Source organism: Enterobacter cloacae complex sp. IR53030 (assembly GCF_049238365.1).
Lineage (GTDB): Bacteria > Pseudomonadota > Gammaproteobacteria > Enterobacterales > Enterobacteriaceae > Enterobacter > Enterobacter kobei.
This window is the reverse complement of sequence record NZ_JBMKHA010000027.1, coordinates 17,256-36,882: the sequence shown is the minus strand read 5'-3', so window position 1 is coordinate 36,882 and position 19,627 is coordinate 17,256. Positions and strand designations below refer to the sequence as shown.

At 55.7% G+C, this 19,627-nt stretch carries 28 protein-coding genes, 1 other RNA gene and 1 pseudogene; 7 read left to right on the top strand and 23 right to left on the bottom strand.

Annotation, left to right across the window (positions count from 1 at the left end; translation table 11 throughout):
• Positions 1-17 precede the first annotated feature (17 nt).
• Both recN and bamE read left to right on the top strand, forming a co-directional pair.
• Positions 18-1,679: a DNA repair protein RecN gene (recN, locus tag ACOTXR_RS21740; protein ID WP_058690863.1), complete on the top strand. Its 1,662-nt coding sequence runs from the start codon at positions 18-20 to the stop codon at positions 1,677-1,679.
• A 138-nt stretch (positions 1,680-1,817) separates the two neighbouring features.
• Complete coding sequence (gene bamE, locus ACOTXR_RS21735; RefSeq protein ID WP_014884883.1) at positions 1,818-2,156, top strand: outer membrane protein assembly factor BamE; 339 nt, start codon at positions 1,818-1,820, stop codon at positions 2,154-2,156.
• Between the two features lie 108 nt (positions 2,157-2,264).
• On the opposite strand, the gene ACOTXR_RS21730 is transcribed toward bamE, so the two are convergent.
• Positions 2,265-2,552 (bottom strand): RnfH family protein, encoded by a 288-nt coding sequence (locus ACOTXR_RS21730; RefSeq protein WP_058690862.1) that lies wholly within the window; start codon positions 2,550-2,552, stop codon positions 2,265-2,267.
• Positions 2,542-2,979, bottom strand: a complete 438-nt coding sequence (locus ACOTXR_RS21725; RefSeq protein WP_014832955.1) for a type II toxin-antitoxin system RatA family toxin — start codon at positions 2,977-2,979, stop codon at positions 2,542-2,544. Before ACOTXR_RS21725 ends, ACOTXR_RS21730 begins: the two co-directional genes overlap by 11 nt.
• Positions 2,980-3,135: 156 nt before the next feature.
• Here ACOTXR_RS21725 and smpB point away from each other — a divergent pair, with 156 nt between their 5' ends.
• From smpB to ACOTXR_RS21710, 3 genes are all read left to right on the top strand, one after another.
• Positions 3,136-3,618: an SsrA-binding protein SmpB gene (smpB, locus tag ACOTXR_RS21720; protein ID WP_008502505.1), complete on the top strand. Its 483-nt coding sequence runs from the start codon at positions 3,136-3,138 to the stop codon at positions 3,616-3,618.
• Between the two features lie 89 nt (positions 3,619-3,707).
• Positions 3,708-4,071, top strand: a transfer-messenger RNA (tmRNA) gene (ssrA, locus tag ACOTXR_RS21715).
• 126 nt (positions 4,072-4,197) lie between these two features.
• Positions 4,198-4,680 (top strand): hypothetical protein, encoded by a 483-nt coding sequence (locus ACOTXR_RS21710; protein WP_032636594.1) that lies wholly within the window; start codon positions 4,198-4,200, stop codon positions 4,678-4,680.
• Positions 4,681-4,706: 26 nt separating this feature from the next.
• On the opposite strand, the gene ACOTXR_RS21705 is transcribed toward ACOTXR_RS21710, so the two are convergent.
• The 8 genes and pseudogenes from ACOTXR_RS21705 to ACOTXR_RS21670 form a co-directional block, all read right to left on the bottom strand.
• Positions 4,707-4,925, bottom strand: coding sequence for an ogr/Delta-like zinc finger family protein (locus ACOTXR_RS21705; RefSeq protein WP_023184674.1), 219 nt, complete (start codon positions 4,923-4,925; stop codon positions 4,707-4,709).
• A 66-nt stretch (positions 4,926-4,991) separates the two neighbouring features.
• Positions 4,992-6,092 (bottom strand): phage late control D family protein, encoded by a 1,101-nt coding sequence (locus ACOTXR_RS21700; RefSeq protein ID WP_222834677.1) that lies wholly within the window; start codon positions 6,090-6,092, stop codon positions 4,992-4,994.
• Positions 6,089-6,574, bottom strand: a complete 486-nt coding sequence (locus ACOTXR_RS21695; RefSeq protein WP_013098780.1) for a phage tail protein — start codon at positions 6,572-6,574, stop codon at positions 6,089-6,091. The genes ACOTXR_RS21700 and ACOTXR_RS21695 overlap by 4 nt, the downstream gene beginning before the upstream one ends.
• 671 nt (positions 6,575-7,245) lie before the next feature.
• Positions 7,246-10,020 (bottom strand): annotated as a pseudogene (locus ACOTXR_RS21690) (phage tail tape measure protein); the annotation flags it as partial.
• The gene (locus ACOTXR_RS21685) at positions 10,013-10,132 is read right to left on the bottom strand and encodes a GpE family phage tail protein (RefSeq protein WP_007848878.1); all 120 of its coding nucleotides are present in this window, start codon (positions 10,130-10,132) and stop codon (positions 10,013-10,015) included. The gene ACOTXR_RS21685 and the pseudogene ACOTXR_RS21690, both read right to left, overlap by 8 nt.
• Before the next feature lie 14 nt (positions 10,133-10,146).
• Positions 10,147-10,449 (bottom strand): phage tail assembly protein, encoded by a 303-nt coding sequence (locus ACOTXR_RS21680; protein ID WP_007848877.1) that lies wholly within the window; start codon positions 10,447-10,449, stop codon positions 10,147-10,149.
• Between the two features lie 54 nt (positions 10,450-10,503).
• Entirely contained in the window at positions 10,504-11,019 is a 516-nt protein-coding gene (locus ACOTXR_RS21675; protein WP_007848874.1) for a phage major tail tube protein, read from the bottom strand.
• A 9-nt stretch (positions 11,020-11,028) separates the two neighbouring features.
• Positions 11,029-12,201, bottom strand: a complete 1,173-nt coding sequence (locus ACOTXR_RS21670) for a phage tail sheath protein (protein WP_222834679.1) — start codon at positions 12,199-12,201, stop codon at positions 11,029-11,031.
• A gap of 150 nt (positions 12,202-12,351) precedes the next feature.
• On the opposite strand from ACOTXR_RS21670, the gene ACOTXR_RS21665 reads away from it, so the two are divergent.
• The gene (locus tag ACOTXR_RS21665) at positions 12,352-12,705 is read left to right on the top strand and encodes a gp53-like domain-containing protein (protein WP_421767112.1); all 354 of its coding nucleotides are present in this window, start codon (positions 12,352-12,354) and stop codon (positions 12,703-12,705) included.
• A 17-nt stretch (positions 12,706-12,722) separates the two neighbouring features.
• Positions 12,723-13,133: a tail fiber assembly protein gene (locus tag ACOTXR_RS21660; protein ID WP_222834681.1), complete on the top strand. Its 411-nt coding sequence runs from the start codon at positions 12,723-12,725 to the stop codon at positions 13,131-13,133.
• Here ACOTXR_RS21660 and ACOTXR_RS21655 read toward each other — a convergent pair.
• The 13 genes from ACOTXR_RS21655 to ACOTXR_RS21595 form a co-directional block, all read right to left on the bottom strand.
• Positions 13,114-13,323, bottom strand: coding sequence for a hypothetical protein (locus tag ACOTXR_RS21655; protein WP_421767111.1), 210 nt, complete (start codon positions 13,321-13,323; stop codon positions 13,114-13,116). The genes ACOTXR_RS21660 and ACOTXR_RS21655 overlap by 20 nt on opposite strands.
• Positions 13,316-14,653: a phage tail protein gene (locus ACOTXR_RS21650; protein ID WP_421767110.1), complete on the bottom strand. Its 1,338-nt coding sequence runs from the start codon at positions 14,651-14,653 to the stop codon at positions 13,316-13,318. Before ACOTXR_RS21650 ends, ACOTXR_RS21655 begins: the two co-directional genes overlap by 8 nt.
• The gene (locus ACOTXR_RS21645) at positions 14,650-15,255 is read right to left on the bottom strand and encodes a phage tail protein I (RefSeq protein WP_058657795.1); all 606 of its coding nucleotides are present in this window, start codon (positions 15,253-15,255) and stop codon (positions 14,650-14,652) included. Before ACOTXR_RS21645 ends, ACOTXR_RS21650 begins: the two co-directional genes overlap by 4 nt.
• Complete coding sequence (locus ACOTXR_RS21640; RefSeq protein ID WP_421767109.1) at positions 15,248-16,156, bottom strand: baseplate assembly protein; 909 nt, start codon at positions 16,154-16,156, stop codon at positions 15,248-15,250. Before ACOTXR_RS21640 ends, ACOTXR_RS21645 begins: the two co-directional genes overlap by 8 nt.
• Positions 16,143-16,502: a GPW/gp25 family protein gene (locus tag ACOTXR_RS21635; RefSeq protein WP_421767108.1), complete on the bottom strand. Its 360-nt coding sequence runs from the start codon at positions 16,500-16,502 to the stop codon at positions 16,143-16,145. Before ACOTXR_RS21635 ends, ACOTXR_RS21640 begins: the two co-directional genes overlap by 14 nt.
• Entirely contained in the window at positions 16,499-17,077 is a 579-nt protein-coding gene (locus tag ACOTXR_RS21630; RefSeq protein WP_421767107.1) for a phage baseplate assembly protein V, read from the bottom strand. The genes ACOTXR_RS21635 and ACOTXR_RS21630 overlap by 4 nt, the downstream gene beginning before the upstream one ends.
• A 68-nt stretch (positions 17,078-17,145) precedes the next feature.
• Entirely contained in the window at positions 17,146-17,592 is a 447-nt protein-coding gene (locus ACOTXR_RS21625) for a phage virion morphogenesis protein (RefSeq protein ID WP_063154294.1), read from the bottom strand.
• Entirely contained in the window at positions 17,585-18,016 is a 432-nt protein-coding gene (locus ACOTXR_RS21620) for a phage tail protein (protein WP_421767106.1), read from the bottom strand. Before ACOTXR_RS21620 ends, ACOTXR_RS21625 begins: the two co-directional genes overlap by 8 nt.
• The gene (gene lysC / locus ACOTXR_RS21615) at positions 17,979-18,227 is read right to left on the bottom strand and encodes an Rz1-like lysis system protein LysC (RefSeq protein WP_421767114.1); all 249 of its coding nucleotides are present in this window, start codon (positions 18,225-18,227) and stop codon (positions 17,979-17,981) included. Before lysC ends, ACOTXR_RS21620 begins: the two co-directional genes overlap by 38 nt.
• On the bottom strand, positions 18,112-18,540 hold the full coding sequence (gene lysB, locus ACOTXR_RS21610) for an Rz-like lysis system protein LysB (protein WP_421767113.1): 429 nt from the start codon (positions 18,538-18,540) through the stop codon (positions 18,112-18,114). The genes lysC and lysB overlap by 116 nt, the downstream gene beginning before the upstream one ends.
• Positions 18,537-18,914: a DNZ54_00345 family protein gene (locus ACOTXR_RS21605; RefSeq protein WP_421767105.1), complete on the bottom strand. Its 378-nt coding sequence runs from the start codon at positions 18,912-18,914 to the stop codon at positions 18,537-18,539. The genes lysB and ACOTXR_RS21605 overlap by 4 nt, the downstream gene beginning before the upstream one ends.
• Before the next feature lie 4 nt (positions 18,915-18,918).
• On the bottom strand, positions 18,919-19,428 hold the full coding sequence (locus ACOTXR_RS21600) for a lysozyme (RefSeq protein WP_421767104.1): 510 nt from the start codon (positions 19,426-19,428) through the stop codon (positions 18,919-18,921).
• Positions 19,409-19,624 carry an HP1 family phage holin gene (locus ACOTXR_RS21595; protein ID WP_000171565.1) on the bottom strand — a complete coding sequence of 72 codons (216 nt, stop codon included), beginning with the start codon at positions 19,622-19,624 and terminating at the stop codon, positions 19,409-19,411. The genes ACOTXR_RS21600 and ACOTXR_RS21595 overlap by 20 nt, the downstream gene beginning before the upstream one ends.
• Between the last annotated feature and the right edge of the window lie 3 nt (positions 19,625-19,627).

Here is a 19,627-nt window from a genome sequence, read left to right as displayed (position 1 = left end):
CATACAGGAAAACAATTATGCTGGCACAACTGACCATCAGCAACTTTGCCATAGTTCGTGAGCTTGAGATCGATTTCCACAGCGGCATGACGGCGATCACCGGGGAAACCGGTGCGGGTAAATCCATTGCCATTGATGCCCTCGGCTTGTGCCTTGGCGGCCGCGCCGAGGGAGACATGGTGCGCAGGGGCGCAAACCGCGCCGACCTGTGCGCCCGCTTCTCCCTGAAAGACACGCCTGCCGCCCAGCGCTGGCTCGAACAGAACCAGCTTGAAGATGGGTGTGAGTGTTTACTTCGCCGCGTGATCAGCAGCGACGGCCGTTCCCGTGGTTTTATCAACGGCACGGCGGTCCCCCTCTCTCAGCTTCGCGAACTCGGCCAGCTGCTTATTCAGATCCACGGTCAGCACGCGCATCAGCAGTTAGTCAAACCAGAACAGCAGAAAGCATTGCTTGATGGCTATGCGGGTGAGTACGCACTTACTCAGCTCATGGCTGAACACTACCGTCTGTGGCATCAGAGCTGCCGGGAGCTGGCTCAGCATCAGCAGCAAAGCCAGGAGCGCGCCGCGCGTGCGGAGCTGCTGGCGTACCAGCTTAAGGAGCTGAACGAATTCAATCCGCAGGCGGGTGAGTTTGAGCAAATCGACGAGGAGTACAAGCGCCTCGCCAACAGTGGCCACCTGCTCTCAACCAGCCAGAATGCGCTCAATATGCTCGCTGATGGCGAAGACGCGAACCTGCAGAGCCAGCTCTATAGCGTTCGTCAGCTGATCACCGAGCTGGCAGGCATGGACAGCAAACTCTCTGGCGTACTTGATATGCTGGAAGAGGCCGCGATTCAAATCTCAGAAGCCAGTGACGAACTGCGCCACTACTGTGAGCGTCTGGATCTCGACCCGAACCGTCTGTTTGAACTGGAACAGCGCATCTCCCGTCAGATCGCCCTGGCGCGTAAGCACCATGTTACGCCGGAAGAGCTGCCGGGCTACTATCAGGCTCTGCTGGAAGAGCAGCAGCAGCTTGACGATCAGGCTGACTCGCATGAAACCCTTTCTCTGGCGGTGAACCTGCATCATGAACAGGCGCTGGCCACAGCGCAAAAGCTGCATGAAATCCGTCAGCATTACGCTCAGGAACTCAGCCAGCACATCACCGACAGCATGCATACGCTGGCAATGCCGCACGGCGTATTCACCATTGATGTTCGCTTTGAAGAGCATCACCTGACGGCGGAAGGTGCGGATCGCATTGAGTTCCGTGTCACCACCAACCCGGGCCAACCGCTACAGGCAATCTCCAAAGTCGCCTCCGGCGGCGAGCTGTCGCGTATTGCGCTGGCGATTCAGGTTATTACCGCGCGTAAAATGGAAACCCCGGCGCTGATTTTCGATGAGGTGGATGTCGGGATCAGCGGTCCAACGGCGGCGGTTGTCGGCAAACTGCTGCGTCAGTTAGGCGAATCAACGCAGGTGATGTGCGTCACTCACCTGCCGCAGGTTGCGGGCTGTGGTCATCATCACTTTATTGTCAGCAAAGAAACCGATGGCGAAATGACGGAAACGCACATGATGCCGCTCGATAAACGTGCACGTCTGCAGGAGCTGGCACGCCTGCTCGGCGGCAGTGAAGTCACGCGTAATACGCTCGCGAACGCGAAAGAACTGCTGGCGGCATAAACTTTTTCGGGATCTCAGGGTCATAGAGAACAACAAAAACGCCGCCAGACCGGTTTCAAAGTGGGGCAAGGTCTATTATCATCGGCATATTACATATGAGCCGCGTTCTGCTCGGGCCCGAAAAGGAATCAAATCACTATGCGTTGTAAAATGCTGACCGCTGCCGCAGCGGTTCTTCTGATGTTGACCGCAGGCTGTTCCACTCTGGAGAAAGTGGTTTACCGTCCTGACATCAACCAGGGGAACTACCTTACCCCTAACGATGTGTCCAAAATCCGTGTGGGGATGACACAACAGCAGGTCGCTTATGCACTGGGAACCCCGATGATGTCCGATCCGTTCGGCACTAACACCTGGTTCTATGTATTCCGTCAGCAGCCAGGCCACGAAGATGTGACCCAGCAGACCCTGACGCTGACTTTCAGCAGCGCCGGTGTGTTGACCAACATAGACAACAAACCTGCCCTGACCAAATAATCAGGCGTCAGAAATGCAAAAAGGTGCTCAATGAGCACCTTTTTTGTATCTGAATTCTTACGCAGAGTCGTAGCCCCGGTAAGCGCAGCGCCACCGGGGGAGAAAGCACTACTTACTCGCCTTCTCGGCACGCTGGCGACGCAGCTCTTTCGGGTCGGCAATCAACGGACGATAAATCTCCACCCGATCGCCCTCTTTCAGCACGTCACCCAGCTTCACCGGACGGCTGTAAATACCGACCTTATTTTTCGCCAGGTCGATATCACTGCGAAGCTCGAGGATGCCGGACGCGCGGATAGCCGCTTCTACGGTCGCGCCCTCGTTCAGCGTCACGCGCTGCAAATACTGTTTCTCTGGCAGCGCGTACACCACTTCCACAGCAATCTTATGCGACACTGTAAACCTCTTTGGCGCGGGTCGTGAACGCCTGAACCATATTCGAGGCCAGCTCTTTAAAGATGCGGCCAAACGCCAGCTCAATCAGCTTATTGGTAAACTCAAAGTCCAGATGGAACTCAATACGGCAGGCGTCCGCGCTCAGTGGGGTAAACTTCCAGCCCCCCATCAGCGTTTTAAACGGACCATCGACCAGATGCATCAAAATACTCTGATTGCTGGTCAGCGTATTGCGGGTGGTGAACGTCTTGCTGATCCCCGCTTTGGAGACATCCACCGCCGCGGTCATCTGCGTCGGGCCAGACTCCAGAACGCGGCTTCCGGTACACCCCGGAATAAATTCTGGATAAGACTGAACATCGTTCACTAACTGATACATCTGTTCCGCGCTGTAAGGCACAAGCGCAGTACGGCTAATCTGAGGCATAGCATTTTCCATGGTCACACAACGGACAAATAATAACATTTATCACCTGTTAAAAAAACGCTAAGCCTCATCTCGTGCTAAGATAGCGCGTTAGACCTCACAGGACGCAATGAGGTGACTTTTTGAAATCAGATTACCGACGGCTTTACGACACTTATGACGAAGAAAAAAGCACATAAACCAGGCTCGGCGACCATTGCGCTCAACAAGCGTGCGCGCCACGAGTATTTCATTGAAGAAGAATTCGAAGCTGGCCTTGCGTTGCAGGGCTGGGAAGTAAAATCGCTGCGCGCCGGGAAAGCTAATATCGGCGACAGCTACGTGATCCTGAAAGATGGCGAAGCTTTCCTGTTCGGTGCGAACTTTACGCCGCTGACCGTCGCCTCGTCACATTACGTGTGTGACCCAACGCGCACCCGTAAGCTGCTGCTAAACAAGCGTGAGCTGGAATCTCTCTACGGACGCATCAACCGCGAAGGTTTCACCGTGGTCGCCCTGTCGCTGTACTGGAAAAACGCCTGGTGCAAGGTGAAGGTTGGCGTCGCAAAGGGGAAAAAGCAGCACGACAAACGTACTGACCTGAAAGAGCGCGAGTGGCAGCTTGATAAAGCGCGCATCATGAAAAACGCAGGGCGTTGATTCTGCACACTTATTGTACAATTCAATAAGTTAGCGTTCCGGGCTGGTATCCAGGAACTGAAATCTGGTATACTCAGTTCAACACTATTGGGGCTGATTCTGGATTCGACGGGATTTGCGAAACCCAAGGTGCATGCCGAGGGGCGGTTTGCCTCGTTAAAAGCCGCAAAAAAATAGTCGCAAACGACGAAAACTACGCTTTAGCAGCTTAATAACCTGCTCTGAGCCCTCTCTCCCTAGCTTCCGCTCTTAAGACGGGGATCAAAGAGAGGTCAAACCCAAAAGAGATCGCGTGGAAGCCCTGCCTGGGGTTGAAGCGTTAAAACTAATCAGGCTAGTTCGTTAGTGGCGTGTCTGTCCGCAGCTGGCGTGCGAATGTAAAGACAAACTAAGCATGTAGTACCGAGGATGTAGAAATTTCGGACGCGGGTTCAACTCCCGCCAGCTCCACCAAATAAAACAAGGGGTTACGTGAAAACGTAGCCCCTTTTTCTTTGGTGGTGGCGGCAAAATGGCGGCAGCCACTTTGCCCACCGTTCATCAACGTCTGTAGCCGTTTATGTAATAAAGGTGATTCACATGGAAGAAATGCATTTTGTTTACATCAATGCTAATGCACGCATTGGTGCACACTCGATAAGTAATGTTAGCCATAGCGATAGCCACATTCAGGGGATATGCCAATCAGCTCATTCGATTCGGACGTTTCGTAAGGATAGAATCCTTCAGGAATTCTCTTCAGCAGATGAAGCTCAACTGTCCTGCCAATCTTTCCTCCCTGAGAACTATCTGCATTTAACCAAAGTAATTAAGCCTAAAACCCTCACTTTTGATGTCTGCTTTACAGGTTTCAAAAAGTCAGATAAAGAGCGTTTGATTGAAGTTGCCGAGGCGAACAGCCTGACCGTAAGAAGTTCAGTTACTCAGAATCTGCAGATGCTTTGTTGTGGATACAATGCTGGCCCTTCCAAAGTAAATGCTGCACGTATGAAGGGAACGATCGTCATTGATGAGGAAAGTTTTGTGCATTTTATAGAAACGGGTGAAATTCCCGACGCATAAAAAACCTGCCGCAGCAGGTTCTTGATTTAAAAATTCATGTGCCCTTGACCACCTGGCGTAGGGTGTGGCGGGGCATTATTAATTATTGTCGGCGTAACGATAAACCTCACTACCGTTTCATGGGTGACAAATGTGCTGCCGCAATTAATGTTCTGGCACTGGCAGTAACGTTCCTTCGTGCTATCAGTAACCTGAAAGCTGCTCCTGGTGTGCGCCGCATGTCCACACTTTGGGCAATTCATCATTTTTTATTCTCCGCCACCATTAAAATCTCAATAATGATACACAAAGAATCAATATTGAGAACTTATTTATTCCATTTCCAAATCATCAATTTTTACTTCAAGCTCCAGACTGGTTGTAAAACCATTATCCTTGCTGACCGAATGCGTAAGGGTTGTGATGGTCCATTCTGCATCGTCAATAGGTTGCTTAAAGCCACTCACTTTCACCGGCATTTCCGTATAGAGATCTGCCCTACCCTCTGCGAGCTGCAGGGAGAATGACGCAACACCGCGCTGCAGACGCTCCCATTGCATTTTTGCCGCACGCTCAGCATTGCTGCGGTTGGCATAAGTGCGATTAAGAACCAGCACGTTTTCGTCCGTTCCCACCAGATAATCACCCTGTTTTGCTTCCGGCTCTTTTGGCGCGGTGGTTTTCTTCCGGCGGCGCTTAACCTTAGTTGTTTCTTTTTTCTTGGGTTCGCGGGTATGCAGCCAGCTGGCAATTACACCGGTATAAGCACCACGATCAGCCAGGGTAAAACGATGACCGTCACCGGCTTTACGTTCAATGGTGATAACCGGCAACAGCTTTCCGCTCGCCGTTCTTCCCTGCCCCTGCCTGATAAACAGCAGGTTTCCATCCTTAACGGAAGCAATCGCCCCATACTGGCGCGCCAGCTTCATCAGGAAACTGGCATCGCTTTCATTGGTCTGGTCCATGTGATCCAGTTCCTTTTCCGTCAGGTCTTTACTCAACGCCATTTTGAGGTTATGCCGTGCAGCGATTTCCTTTACCACATCGCCAACAGTTGTCTGGTGCCATGACTTTTCGCGCCGGTTATTGAGGGTTTCACGGAAATCAGCGCTACGGGCACGGATAGTCAGACGATCAGGAGCACCGCTATGCTCAATTTCATCCACCGTAAATGCCCCTTTTGGGAAAAGCGGCTGGCCCTTCCACCCCAGCGCCAGCTCAATAACCGCACCACGTCGCGGCAGGATGATCAGCCCATCAGCATCATCCAGCTCCAGATCAAGCTGGTCAGCCTCAAAACCCCGGTTATCGGTCAGCGTCAGACTCATCAGGCGCGCATCCAGCGCGGCGGTCACGTCCTTACCTTCAATAGTGATACTGAAAGCCGGACTTCTGCTGTTCAGGTCAAAAAGATCAGAGCTAAAATTCACTGCAGCAATCCTCCAACCGTATTTTTAATATTACCTATCGCAGACGTTGCAGAGTCCTGCAGGTTACTGAGCTGATCGCTGAGACTGCCGAACATATCAGACAGTGACTCATCAACCCTTTTCAGGGTCAGGGTAAACTCAATACGGCGCGGCATCCCGCTTTCAAAAAATTCCGTTTTGGTCTGGCTCAGGCTCTCGATCACAAACATGCCGTAAATGGTCCCGCTACCCTCAATCAGGGGCCATGCTTTGCCCAGCTCTGCCATTTGCTCCAGCGCGAGCAATGACAGCCTGCCGCCGGTGACTTCCGGCAGCAGTACGCCGGATAATGTCAGCGAGTCGTTATCCGGGCCAAGAAACTGCGTTGATGGTCGCCGGTTCACCCGGCTGTTGGCTGCGTGTCGCCAGCTTCGCTGATACTGCAGCTCCTGATACGGCACTGTACGCAGCATGAAGACATATAACCCCAGCACCATCATCATGATTCATATCCCCCTTGATCACTGAAATTACTCCGCGCTTTAGCCCTGGCTTTGCGTTCGCGCTCGTCAAGCTGCCGCGCGACTTCGCGGGCAATATCCTGCGCACTCTGCCCAGGCTGGGCAGTAATATGAATGGGCGCGTTAATCTCATAACGGATCACTGGCGGTACACTGGCAGATTTCGCAGGTTGACTTTGTTTGTATGCCATTGCCGGTAGGCTGTACGGATGCAGTGGAGCAGCCTCCACAGGTGCTGCCGCTACGCCCATTACGCCAGCTATGACGGAAGCCAGAACCTTCTGACTTAAAGTCTCCGGATCAGCCCTTTTCGCCGTGATTTCCGTAACGGCCTGTGTCGGCATGACGGCTGCAGCGATACCAGCAAGCTCAACAGAGCGATCTCTACTCGGAACTTTTACCGGGGCGTTAGCGATTTCAGACAGCAACATTAACCGGCTTTCAGCCCGTTGCTCCCGGCTGGATGTTACATCGTGAGAGGGGCTTACCTTTGCCGCCAGTTTCGTCAGTTCAGTAGCACGATTGTTTACAGGAAGGTTTGCTGGGCCATTCACGCTATCAGGCGGCAAAATAATCCTGCTTTCAGGACGCCGTTTAGCGCTGGCTGGTTCCGCTTGTGAAGGATTGAGCGTTGCCGCCATCCTTGCCAGCTCAGCAGTGCGTTTTCGACCGGTGACATTTGCGGGACCGTTCACTATTTCGGGGCCGTTCTCCCCAACGATGCCAAACTGACCTCGCGGGATTGTGCCACCGCTGTCATACATGCCTGCAAACCCCATCGACGGAAATCCGCCAGGTGGCAACACCACCTTACCGTCACTGTTCACCGTAGCAGGCTGCTGTCGTGTAACCTGTTCAGGTAGTTTTGCTTTTGCCGCTTCCTTACTGACGATGCCAAGTTTTTCCAGCAACCACGACACGCCTGACTTGAGAGACTCAAGCGGGTGCATCACCATATTCAGACCTTCCGCCAGTGCCTCACCAAACCTGCGGCCCATTGCAGCTGCGCTGTTCAGTTCTTCGGAAGTGGATTTAACCGGCGTAAGCAAATCAGTGAACCACCCCCACAAAGCCTGCACCTTGTCGCCAATCCACTGAAAAACAGGCCGCAATGGCTCAAAGGCAGCACTGATCGGTGCAGCAGCGGCTTTGAACCCCTCCACCACACCACCCAAAAATGCGCTAATCGGCTGCCAGTATTTCCAGACAACCAGCGCCACGCCAGCCAGCGCCGCCACAACCAGCCCTATCGGACTAAGCAGGGCGCCCAGCAATCCAGAAATCCCGTACAGCGCAACGCGAAGGAGGGCCAGCGGGCCGGACGCCAGAAAACGCAGCACGCCACCGGCTGCGGATAATCCCCCGCGCAACGCGGCCAGCGGATTCATTACCATGCCGATAATGTTGCGAATACCAGACATTCCGCCTCGAAGGACAGCAAGCGGCGCACCGGCCAGCGCTTTCAGCGCATTGCCAGCCAGCCCGGCAGAACGGCGCAGGGAGTTAAGGGGAGACGCCAGCAATCCGGTGCTGCTGCCGGATGCCGCCAGGCCACGGCGCAACAGGGAAAGCGGCGCATTTGCCAGCCAGGACAGCGCGCCGCCGGTGCGGGTCACTGCAGACATAACGGAGGGGAGTGTTTTTACACCCAACACGGACAGGCCAAAACGGATCACCGCCAGCGGCCCCAGAACGCCAGCCACGGCCACCGCCAGCGTGCCGAGCACAACGGTGATCGCAGCTGTGGCTGCAGCTACTTTCATCAGCGTGCCCGCCAGCTGCGGGTTAGCCTCAACCCATCGACGCAGTGCCCCGGTAACGTTTTTGACGTACCCCATGATATCCATCAGCGGCTGGCGCAGGGTTTCACCCAGGCTACTGAAAGCGTTCTGCGCGCCCGTTTTAACAAGCAACCACTGCGCGGAAAGTGAATCCTTATTGATATCGGATTCTTTCTGCATGGAGCCGTTAGCCTCAGTGCCTGAGGTGAGTTTCAGCTGTCGCTGCAGCTCCGGCAGGTTGTTTGCAAGCTTCGCCGCATCGTCGCCAAACTCCTTACCAAATATCATCGTCATGGCGGACAGGCGCTTATCCTGCGGCAGCTTGTTGACCTTCTCCAGCACGCGCTGAATGGTCCCCATTGCGTCCTTTGTCATCTGCTTTTCAATCTCTTCAGGATTGAGTTTCAGCAGATCCATACCTTCCATGAACCGCTTGCTCTGCATGGTTGCAATCGACAGTTCGCGCACCATCGCATTTGATGCGCTGGCGGCAATTTCAGGCGCGGCCCCCAGAGACAGGAAGGTGGAACCCAGCGCGGCCGCCTTTCGGAAATCAAGCCGGTCAGCCACGCCCCCCATGCGCTGCAGCACATTGATGATATCACCGCCCTTAGACATGGCGTTATCGTCCAGGTAGTTCAGGGCATCGCCAAGCTGTTCAATATTTCGGGTCGGCACTTTATACAGCTGCGCGATTTTCCCCAGCCCCTCCGCCAGCTCATCAGCGGGCAGCTCGAATGCCGTTGCGGCTTTTGCTGCAGTGGATGCAAAGGCCAGCAGGTCACGCTTCTGGTCTTCGTAAGAATCGTTCTGGTTTGTCACGCCCATGCGGGCGCCACCTTCAACCAGCGCGGCATAGTCAATGGCGCCATTCTCCATCGGCAGCTGTTCACTGGCGGCCTTGATGGCATCCTGCATGTCGTAAAACTGTTTTGTGCGGTTGCCGTTGTCGTCCCGCAGCCCGTTAACCTGCTTTGCCACGCCTTTCATCGCATCTTCCATGCTGGCATAGCTTTTAACGGCTGCCATCACCGGCGCGCCCATCGCCAGCCCGGCGGCAGTAGTCGTTGCTCCCGCGCCCGCGATACGATCCCGCACCTCAAGACGCCGCGAATACTGATCGCGGACGGCGTTCATACGGGCCTGCTGCTCACCCAGGCGTTTAAGGGATTTCTGCTGTCGGTCCAGCGCCTGCCGGGTTTCGTCGGCATTCTGCCGCAGCTCCCGCTGCGCACTGCTCAGCTTTTTGGTGTCCAGCCCGGCCTCATTGAGCGCAAGACGCTGACGCTGCACCGACTGACGCAGGCCGTTGTATTTGCTCTGCAGCTCGTTAACGCGGTTTTTTGCCTGCTCCAGCAGACGCGCCTGCGCCGCCGTCGGCCGGTTAGTGGCCGAGAACTGCGTGGCAAGCTTCGCCGCTTCTTCGCGTGCGGCTTTAAGACTGTTGCCGGTGACGGCCAGCTGCGCGCTTGCCTTGCGGAAACCGTCAATACGGCCCGCCTGGGCGTCCAGTTCTTTTAATCTTGCGCGGCTTTGCTGAATGGCGGTAGCCAGCTCTTTAGAACTGGCCTGCGCTGATCGGAATGGGCGGGTGAGTTTATCAACCGCATTTAGAATTACCTGCAAACGCAGGTTAGTGTCACTCATCGCTGGCCCCGCTTCTCTGAATCGCTTTATGCCGCCACTCCAGCACTTCGGTCAGCGGCATAACGTCAGTGACGGACGGCGGCCAGTGAAAAATGGTGGCGATATCAGCCACCAGGTCTTCTACCGTCAGGCTGTCGGCAAACCGGCAAGCACCGATTTCTTCAACAAAAAAGTGACCACCTCAACCGACAGCGCGGTGAGATCTGCGGGGTCCATTTCAGCCATTTCCTGAGCGGTCAGCGCGGGCGTGGAGATGCGGGGAATAATCGTCATCATCGCGCCGACGTCCATATCCATGATCGCCTGCAGACGGGTGCCACGCAGCGCGCCGGACTGCGGCTTGCGCAGCACAATTTCGGCAATTTCGGTTTTACCGCGTTTGATTGGGGTGTCCAGCTGTACGGTTTTTTCAGTCAGTTGTTCGCTCATTGTCATTTCCTGTTTATAAGGTACTGGCGCGGCTGCCCGCGCCTTTAAAGTAGATCAGAGGCCCAGGGCGTTGCGGTGTTCTTCCATCAGGTCCACGCCGTCAACGATTTCAATCATGTTGATCACATCAACCTCATAGAGCACCTCGCCGTTAATGGTCAGCTTCGCGTAGCTGTTGGTGCTGCTGACTTTTGTGGTGTTGCTCTCGCCGGTTTTCCATTCGCCGGAATCGACTTCTTTATGTCGCCCGCGCACAACCAGCTCAACGGCCTGCACTTCGCCGGTATCATCACGCTGAATGGAGCCGGTGAAACGCAGCTGGATGCCGTCAACGGTGGCTTTACCCATCTGCTTGAATAACAGCAGTTCGGTGCCACCGATTGAAAATTCCGTGTCCAGCGCGCCATCATCCAGCCCCAGATCTACATCAGCCGAACCGGGCATACCGCCGCCGCGATACTTTTCAAACTTGCGGCCGAATTTAGGCAGGGTCAGGGACTCAACAATCCCCTGATAGTTATTCCCGTCGTTAAACAGGTTCAGGTGTTTTAACTTGCGTGGTAAAGCCATTTTGTCCCCTTACGCGCTGACCTGGCTGGAGAAATCCAGCAGATACTGATCGGTGATGCGCTGGCGCAGCATCAGGTTTTCCAGAGGCGGTACCGGCGTATAGTCGTAATCGATAGTGAGCTTCCCGGCTTTCAGGGAATCTTTATCGTTTACAGACTCATCCAGCCAGCAGTCGGCGCCGATGATGTAGCCCTGCGTTTTCAGGTTACGCAGTTTGGCGCGAATACCTTCGATAATGTCGCGGGCCAGCGACGGGTTAAGCACGCCATCCACCGCCCACATATGCGCTTCTGCGATGGTGTCAGCCAGTACCTGCGCGGTGCGGGTGTAGTTTTCAAAGGCAAACAGAGGATCGTCACTGAGGCAACGGGAACCCCAGAAGCGGAAACCGTCTTTGCGGATCAGCGTGGTGACATCGTTCTGGTTCAGCAGCCCCGCATCGGTTGCCGGGTCCTGCAAATCCCAGAACACATCAGCAGAAATGCCGGTGACGCCGTTCACGCCAACGTTGGACAGGGATTTGTGCCAGCCGGTCTGTTCGTCAATTTTGGCACGCAGGCCAAGCGCACGGGCTGAGGCGTAAGCCGTTGCGTCAGCGTTCAGCACGGTGTCAAAACTGATGAAATCAGGCCAGATCAGCATCCCCTCGCGCTGGCTGAAATTGTCACGGTAGGCAATTGCTTCTTCCACCGTTTTGCAGCCATAGGCGGACAGGTAGGCAAACCCGCGCAGGCTCTGCGCCACGCTCAGCAGCTCAGTGGCAACCGCCTGCGTGTCATGCCCCGGCACGCCGAGAATGCGCGGCTTGACGCCCAGCTGCGACTGCGCCGAAAGCAGCGCTTTCATACCCGTTTTTTTACCGTCAGCAGTTACGCCGCCGATAATGTTGGAGGTTGTTTCCGCTTCGGTTTCACCCTGTGCTACGCGCACAACGACGGTCACGGGTTTAGCCTGGTCTGCAATCGCATCCAGCGAACGGGCCAGCGTGCCGGACTCGCCCGCTTTACCGCTGGCAGTCAGCACATCGGTCAGCAGGACCGGCTTATTGAGGGGAAACATGGAAGCATCAGCATCATCGCCGGTGCAGACCATGCCCACGATGGCGGTGCTCACTGTGGTAATGGATCGGGTGCCCTCGTTGACTTCAACAACGCGCACCCCGTGGTGGTAATCCTGAGCCATAAGGCAGTCTCTCCGGTTTACAGGGGGTATGCCTATGTTCTGGTTGATATGCACGCGGCGCACGTAGTGGGCTATGTGTGGTGAATAGCACAATTGATATTGACAAAAAATGATGGTTAGCAGCGCATTTAAATTCTTTGAAAGGTTGGTTTGGGAGATTTGAAACTGGCAGGTGTCACTTCCGGCTCGCTGGGAGCGAGTGGGTTCGTCATTTTTCCACTGATCATAAGTGGTGTTCGCCGTGAGTTTTTAATCCAGTGGAGCGGAGTTATTACCTTTGACGCCGCGACATCAACTGTGATGGCAAAAAAAACGTGGACCTTTCCAACTGCATTTCCGAATGCCTGCCTTGGGGTATTCCCGACGATGGCGCGCGGGAATACTTACAGCCCGTCAGCATCGCCTACATGCTCCGCAAAAGACCCGACGTTAACGTCTGTTGAGCTGGGCTGCGGTTACTACGCCTCCACGGCAGCGATTAATGCACTGGCTATCGGCTGGTAGTTTCTGAGGATAACACTATGACTTTTTTTTCGCCCACAACCTGCGGCTTCTATGCAGCAGAGTTAAAAGAAAATTTTGTTGCATCGGGGACATGGCCTGCTGATGCAGTTGAAATCAGCGCCGCTGAATATGATGAGTTTAAAAGCCCGCCGCCGTCAGGGAAAATGCTCGGTGCTGCTGATGGTAAACCCGCCTGGGTTGATATTCCTGCACCCACGCAGGAAGAACGAATCTCAGTTGCTGAGCAGCAAAAGCAACAGCTAAGGATTATGGCTGACTCCGAAATATCCTGGCGGCAGGATGCGGTTGATACAGAGATTGCAACGGATAAAGAAACCTCAGAATTATCAGAATGGAAAAAATACCGGGTGCTGTTGATGCGTGTTGATACAACAGCACCGGTATGGCCTACTCAACCGGATGTGTAGTAGCTTCAGGTACAGGCGGGAAATCAGCAACTGTTGGTATCCCGTCTGCACCTGCAATGATTTGCTTACCTGCAAACTGTTCAGCCAGCAGTTCCTGCCACAATTCATCAGTAACCTCTACACTCTCAATTTCTGGCCGGGTCCCATAAAACCCCGGCGGCGTTGTTCCTGCTGTAAAATATTTAGGCATTCATAATCCCCGTCACAATAAATTGAAAATCACCATCTGATACGGCTCGCGCCCCCCAGACGGACAGAATAACCATGCCGGTAGTGCTCAATGACTGTATGCCGCAGCCTAAATCCTGTGTTACGGCAGTAGTTGTCAACTCACCAATAGCGCTGGATAAAACAGCTTTCACATCACTTGAGAACGCAACAGGGAACGTCACAGAGAAAGTCTGATTATTGGTCAGTGCAGGAGGTGTGACGTTCATAGACAAAGTAGCGAACCAGCGTACCTTTGCTCCATCATAATAAGGCGACTTAAACAGCGTATAGCCAGTACCGGTGGTAAACGTAGGAGATGGAAGTTTTGCCGCTGTTCCCAAACCAAGGTATTCGAGAAGAGCCGCGACAGATTTTCCTGATAATGCAGTAAGCGTGTTATCCAGCGGTTGCTTACCTGCCAGCGCGTTTGTCATGGTCGTAGCAAAGTTAGGATCATTTCCCAGCGCAGCCGCCAGCTCATTCAGCGTGTCCAGTGCTGCAGGAGATGATGCAACCAGCGCCGCGATGGCTGATTTAACAAATGCCGTGGTGGCAACCTGCGTATTGTTGACTGACTGTGCAGCAGTGGGTGCCGTTGGTGTTCCGGTCAGAGCCGGGCTTGCCAGTGGAGCTTTCAGCGCCAACGCATTGTTTAACTCCGTTACCACGGCCTGCACAAACGCTGTGTTGGCAATTTGTGTGGTATTGGTTCCTGCCGGTGCGGTTGGTGCTTTCGGCGTCCCCGTCAGTACTGGACTTTCTTTTTTTGCATATTGCGTATGAGGATCGGCTGCAGCAATATGCGCCGCCATCAGATCATCCACATACACCTTCAACTCCAGCACCTTATCATCCACATACTTGCGGGTTGCCAGCACCACTGACGGATCAATTTTCAGGGTGATATTATCGGTACTACTGGTAATCAGCACCATGCGCACGGTCTGCGTGCGCCCGCTCCCTTCTGCCAACTGCGGCTTGTAGCTCTCCGGGCAGTTACCAACGGCAATCAGTGCGCCGGTTTCGTCGAATAAACCAACCTCACGAATCCACCAACCGCCCTCAGTTTCGGGGATAACCTGTTCAGCAATAATCTGGCTGCTGTTCTGCGGATCGATATACAGCATATTTAATGCCGCACGGCGCTTTTCAGCAACCAGCGCTGTCTGCTGCGCGCTTGGCGTCGGCAGCACGCCGCCACCGTCACCTACAGCCATCTGGGTAATTTTCAACGGGACACCGAGCGCGGCAGCGCTTGCCAGTTTCGCCGCGCCGATATCCGTCAGCAGTGTATAAAATTTTGCGCTCATGGATTCACTCTCATTGTGTCAATAACATGGACCGCTCCGCCCTCGTAAGCGGTGCCGCCGGAAATAATGGTTTCGTTGATATACGGGTAGATCGTGATTTCTTCGCCGGTGTAGGTGGCTGCCCCCACAAAATAGGGGCCGCTGGTCTGCAGGTTGATGGACATGCCGATCAGATGGCGGCTGCACGGTTTGGCGTCACCGATCAGGCGCTCCAGCTCCAGATAGGTTTCTTCCGTGATGCCCTGGTCCTGCACGCCAATGTCCAGACGAAACGTCCCCGGCGTCTCGCCGGTCTGCCACCACTCAATGATGCGGATCAGAAAACCAAACGGCTCCACCACGCGCCGCACGGCGCTGGTTGTCCCCTTGTGCTGATGGATATAGAAAGCATCCTGCACCACACGGCGCTTGACGCTCTCCGTCCAACTCTCGTCCCAGCGGTCAACGGAAAACGCCCACGCCAGATACGGCAGAAAGCTGACCGGACATGTTGCCGGATTCCACAAATCGCGCAGCGGCACCTGCAAATCGGAAATACCGCTGCAGGTCTGCGCCAGTCGGCGCTCAAGTGGCGATGAGCCGGGCGGAAGCAGGCTATTCATCTGTGCCCCCGTTGATTACGCTCCATTCCGTGCAGGACGCTGCCTGCGTCTTATCCAGCACCACATCATCCAACGGGGAGGCCAGCTCCACACGCTGGACGCCCTCAACGTGCAGCGCGGCATAAATCGCGCTGCGACGGATATCACGTCCCAGCCGCGTCTGACTGGCGATGTACTTCTGCAGGCTGGCTTTTGCCGCCGCCATCACCGGCTCAGCTTCCGGCCCCGGATAAAGAAAAATCTTTGCATCCACGCTGTACGGGATTATTTCGGCGCTACGCACCGTCAGGCGGTCTGCCACCGGACGCACGTTCTCGCTGTTAAGCGCCTGCTCCACCACCGCCAGCAGATCAGCCTCTGCCGCACCGTCACCCTCACGGCTCAGAACGGTAAGCACCACCTCCGCCGGTGCCGGGCTGGTTGCGCTGGCATCTGCCACGCGCCCGTCCGCGCTTTTGGCGTGAAACTCATAGGCCGCCGTCGGTCCCGCAACGGACAATCCCTCAAACGCAGCTGGAACACGCAGGCGCAGCGCATCATCGCTTTCCATTACTGCCGCGACCGGCGGCACCGCGTCGTTGTCGGCAGGCGTTACCGTCAGGCGTTTCACGTTGTAGTTGGCAGCCAGCTGATCGAGATCGCCGCCGATGGCATACGCCACCATAACCGCCTGCGCGGCCTCGTTAATACGCTGGCGCAGCAGGATTTCGCGGTAGGTGCTTTCCTGCAGCAGCTTGGTGACGGGTTCAGATTCCAGTGCCAGCGTGCGCCGCACCGCGTCCTGCTCATCAGTCGGATAAAGGGCCACAAAAGCGGCCTTGCGTTCAGCCAGCAGCGTCTCAAAATCCGGCACGTCCACTATCTGCGGCGCGGGCAGCTGGGAAAGGTCAATCACTGCCATTGTCTGCTCCTGTAGATACCGAAAGGGAAACCGGCGCGCCATTGCTGCGCTGCCCGGTAAGCTCAACCACCATGGAGCCGTCAAAATTGCTGCTGATGGTGATGGAATCCAGCGTAATCCGTGGCTCCCAGCGACTCAGGGCCACATAGACCGCAGACATGACCTGCAGGCGTAGCGCCGGATTCTGCGGCTGGTCAATCAGGGCGGACAGCAGGGAACCATATTCCCGACGGGCAATCCGGCTGCCCTGTGGGGTCAGCAGAATATCCCGCACTGACTGGCGCAGATGGTCAGTATCAGTAATGGCCTTGCCGTTGCCCTGGCTCATGCCGATATACAGCGTCATACCGGGCCTCCTGACGTATCGCCGCCGGACTTCACGCCGGTGTGACCGTGTTTATCCACCACGATCCCGTTGGAACTCATCGCGGCGCCGCCCTGGGTGACGCCGCCATTGATCACCATCTCGCTGTTAATGCGCGTGGTGTCAGCCTCCACCACAAACTCACCGGTTTTGAGAGTGATATTGTCCGCCGCCTCTATCACCATGGATTTGATGCCCCGGACATGCCACCGCCCGGTGGCGGGTTCATACTCAAACCAGCCCCCGTCCGGGTACTCCGTCACGCAACCGTCCACGGAATCTGAGGGCGGCGCAAACTGATTGGAGTAGATGGCGGGCAGCACAAAAGCGGTTTCCAGATTGCCGCCCATACTCAGCAGCACCACCTGCTCATCCGGCGACGGACACCACCATGTACGGGCACCACCTGCACGCAGCGTCAGCCAGTTAATCCAGTTGGTTTCAAGCTCGCCCACTCTCACCCGGCACAGCCAGTTTTTCCGGTCCACTTCGGTCACGGTGCCGGTGCGGATCAGGTTGGTGATAAGGCGCATGATTTCGGTCAGTTGTGCATTCATAACGAAAGGTTGCCATCAGAGGGAAAAGGGAGGCAGCGCGGGCGCTTGTGCCAGCGGTGGCACAAAGTTCACCCCGCCAGCCAGCGCAGCAGAGTGTCACGGGTGATGGTTTCCACCTCATCATTCACGCCCAACAGGCGGCGCTCTGCGTAGCGGACCTCCGGGCCTTTTCGACTGACGCGATCCCGCAGGCCGTAATGGTGAACACGGGCAATGCGCTGCACCTTGCCATCAAACTGCACGCTGGCGGAGTCCGCACTGGCGGTGGTTTTCAGGTATTTTGTGGTGCGAAGCTTTGCAAACATCTGGCGTTTGATGCGCCCCTTCTTGCTGCGGGCTGTCACCCGGCGCGGCTCATAACCGCTGCCGTCAGGATTACGCTGCAGCCTGATGTTCTGCTGCTGCGTCCGGCGCAGCTGTTGCGCCAGTTGCCGCATCATACGGCTGCGTGCAGCAGGCTCCAGATTTGCCAGCAGCGCCGCCAGCCAGTCATCCACCCTCTGCAGCTCATCCACGTTTCACCGTCCACATTTCTTCGGGTTCGTCAGGCTCTGGCACCGCTTCAACGCTCGACACGCAGCCGTCTGTGCTGACCAGCACGCGCTCCGTCAGTTGCAGGTTCAGGCTTATATCGCACACATCGTTGCGCAGAATATCCACTTCAAAGGTGAACAGTTTTTCACGCAGATCCGGGTTGTTGATGGCATCCGGCTGGTTGTCACTTAGCCACAGCAGCACAGGAGCCATCAGCAGATTCTGGTCGCCGCTGAAATCCTCGATCACCACGTTCAGGGTGTAGCGGTATTCCCATGACATGGAGCTGGCTCCTGTTGCCACCAGTGAGCCGTTATCAACGAAAAGGTGCAGTTTGTCCGGGTTGTCCCGGACATAGGCAACCGCTTTATTCAGGGCGCTGCGTAAGGACTGCGGTTTGTTCACTGTCTCGCTCCTGACACGCAATAATCGTGTCCACTTTGTCAGCACAGACCGCCCAGGCGGCCTCAGTTTCATCCAGCACCGCATTCAGATCGCCGTTACTGCGCGGCGCTGACCTTTCCAGGCGGCACTGCGTCACTCTGGGACAGCCACTCACGGTAAGCTGCACCTCCGGCGAGGGCCGGACGCGCCCGCAACCGGATAATGTCAGCAGGCAAAGGAGTGTCAGCCCAGCGGCGCAAATCCTCGTTTTCACGTTTCAGTTCCTCGATCCGGCGCTGACGGCTTCGCAGCAGTGCGGAGGTCTGTTCCGCTGCCGCATAAAGCCGCGTCTGCTCCCGGCTGTTGGTTTCGGTCAGAATGGACAGGCCGATCAGCTGGCTGTTTTTCTTCGTCAGCTCCTGCGTTTTGCTTTTCAGCGCCGCACCCTGTGTCTCGATGGTGTGGCTGGCATTGTTAAGCCGCCATGACTGCCAGCCCAGCGCCGCAAGCGCCAGCGCCAGCACTACCGCCAGCGCACGCATCAGGCTGCCATCGGCTCATGAAGCTGCGCGCGGGCAATCTGATACAAAACCAGCGTCAGCAGGTAAAACACCAGGGTGATCACCCATCCCGAAAACGCCAGGCACAGAACAATAAGCAACCTGATTACCCATGTACGCACGGGTTTCACAGGGTGCGCCCTGAATTTCAGCAATGCCGCCCTGACCTCATCGCGCGCCCGATCTCCGGCGAACCACCCGGCGGTGAACAGCGCAGCAAGCAGCCAGGCGAGGAAGCATGACACCCAGACAGACGCACCAACCAGAACCGGTGCACCGCTGCGCGGATACAGCAGGCTGATAACCAACAGCGCAGCCCATGCCAGCTGGAAAAAAACGCTCATGACTTTCTTTTTCATTCCGTTATGCTCCTTTTAAGCACCAGGCCATTTCCCGCGCGCGGCGGTTATCCAGCCCCTGATTAAACACACCTTTGACATACACCCAGCGCGGCAGCTGATGGCAGGCATCCGCCCAGCGCCGCAGGTTCAGCAACTTAACCAGCGTGGAGCTGCAGGCGTTGCCGGTGCCCACGTTGAAAGCAAACGACACCACCGCGTCATAGACCTTTTGCGGCATCGGCTGCACCACACATTTATCCAGCGCCCCCTCTACGCGCAGCACATTGGTGATAAGTCCCTGCGCCGCCTGCCGTTCCGTGATGGTTTTTCCCGGCACCACACCGGACGTATTGCCGATCCCGTCAGTCCACACGCCCGCGCTGCACTGATAAGGCTGCAGGCGGCACCCCTCGTAGTCGGCTATCAGTTTCAGCCCCTCAACGGAGGTATGAAGCGACTGGAAACCGGGCAGCGTGGCGGCGATAGCCAGCACCGCCCCAACAAGGCAGCGCTTAACGATTGAAGGATTCATATTCCCCCCGCGAAATTTTGCCGCCACGTAACAATTTGAAAGACTGGTGTTTGTAGTACCAGTTGATAGCCAGCATCAACACACCAATCAGTACGCCGCCAACCGTTGATGCATCCTTGAGCGACAGATCGCCCAGCCATGCCAGCAGCACGGCGATGCAGTAAGTGATAAAGGCGCTGATTCGTTCAAGCGTCATAAT

What these genes read in the sequence shown, in the direction of transcription:
- recN (WP_058690863.1), top strand. Translation starts at nt 18, where the DNA reads ATGCTGGCACAACTGACCATCAGCAACTTTGCCATAGTTCGTGAGCTT.
- bamE (WP_014884883.1), top strand. Translation starts at nt 1,818, where the DNA reads ATGCGTTGTAAAATGCTGACCGCTGCCGCAGCGGTTCTTCTGATGTTG.
- ACOTXR_RS21725 (WP_014832955.1), bottom strand. Translation starts at nt 2,979, where the DNA reads ATGCCTCAGATTAGCCGTACTGCGCTTGTGCCTTACAGCGCGGAACAG.
- smpB (WP_008502505.1), top strand. Translation starts at nt 3,136, where the DNA reads ATGACGAAGAAAAAAGCACATAAACCAGGCTCGGCGACCATTGCGCTC.
- ACOTXR_RS21710 (WP_032636594.1), top strand. Translation starts at nt 4,198, where the DNA reads ATGGAAGAAATGCATTTTGTTTACATCAATGCTAATGCACGCATTGGT.
- ACOTXR_RS21705 (WP_023184674.1), bottom strand. Translation starts at nt 4,925, where the DNA reads ATGATGAATTGCCCAAAGTGTGGACATGCGGCGCACACCAGGAGCAGC.
- ACOTXR_RS21695 (WP_013098780.1), bottom strand. Translation starts at nt 6,574, where the DNA reads ATGATGATGGTGCTGGGGTTATATGTCTTCATGCTGCGTACAGTGCCG.
- ACOTXR_RS21680 (WP_007848877.1), bottom strand. Translation starts at nt 10,449, where the DNA reads ATGAGCGAACAACTGACTGAAAAAACCGTACAGCTGGACACCCCAATC.
- ACOTXR_RS21675 (WP_007848874.1), bottom strand. Translation starts at nt 11,019, where the DNA reads ATGGCTTTACCACGCAAGTTAAAACACCTGAACCTGTTTAACGACGGG.
- ACOTXR_RS21670 (WP_222834679.1), bottom strand. Translation starts at nt 12,201, where the DNA reads ATGGCTCAGGATTACCACCACGGGGTGCGCGTTGTTGAAGTCAACGAG.
- ACOTXR_RS21660 (WP_222834681.1), top strand. Translation starts at nt 12,723, where the DNA reads ATGACTTTTTTTTCGCCCACAACCTGCGGCTTCTATGCAGCAGAGTTA.
- ACOTXR_RS21655 (WP_421767111.1), bottom strand. Translation starts at nt 13,323, where the DNA reads ATGCCTAAATATTTTACAGCAGGAACAACGCCGCCGGGGTTTTATGGG.
- ACOTXR_RS21650 (WP_421767110.1), bottom strand. Translation starts at nt 14,653, where the DNA reads ATGAGCGCAAAATTTTATACACTGCTGACGGATATCGGCGCGGCGAAA.
- ACOTXR_RS21645 (WP_058657795.1), bottom strand. Translation starts at nt 15,255, where the DNA reads ATGAATAGCCTGCTTCCGCCCGGCTCATCGCCACTTGAGCGCCGACTG.
- ACOTXR_RS21640 (WP_421767109.1), bottom strand. Translation starts at nt 16,156, where the DNA reads ATGGCAGTGATTGACCTTTCCCAGCTGCCCGCGCCGCAGATAGTGGAC.
- ACOTXR_RS21635 (WP_421767108.1), bottom strand. Translation starts at nt 16,502, where the DNA reads ATGACGCTGTATATCGGCATGAGCCAGGGCAACGGCAAGGCCATTACT.
- ACOTXR_RS21630 (WP_421767107.1), bottom strand. Translation starts at nt 17,077, where the DNA reads ATGAATGCACAACTGACCGAAATCATGCGCCTTATCACCAACCTGATC.
- ACOTXR_RS21605 (WP_421767105.1), bottom strand. Translation starts at nt 18,914, where the DNA reads ATGAAAAAGAAAGTCATGAGCGTTTTTTTCCAGCTGGCATGGGCTGCG.
- ACOTXR_RS21600 (WP_421767104.1), bottom strand. Translation starts at nt 19,428, where the DNA reads ATGAATCCTTCAATCGTTAAGCGCTGCCTTGTTGGGGCGGTGCTGGCT.
- ACOTXR_RS21595 (WP_000171565.1), bottom strand. Translation starts at nt 19,624, where the DNA reads ATGACGCTTGAACGAATCAGCGCCTTTATCACTTACTGCATCGCCGTG.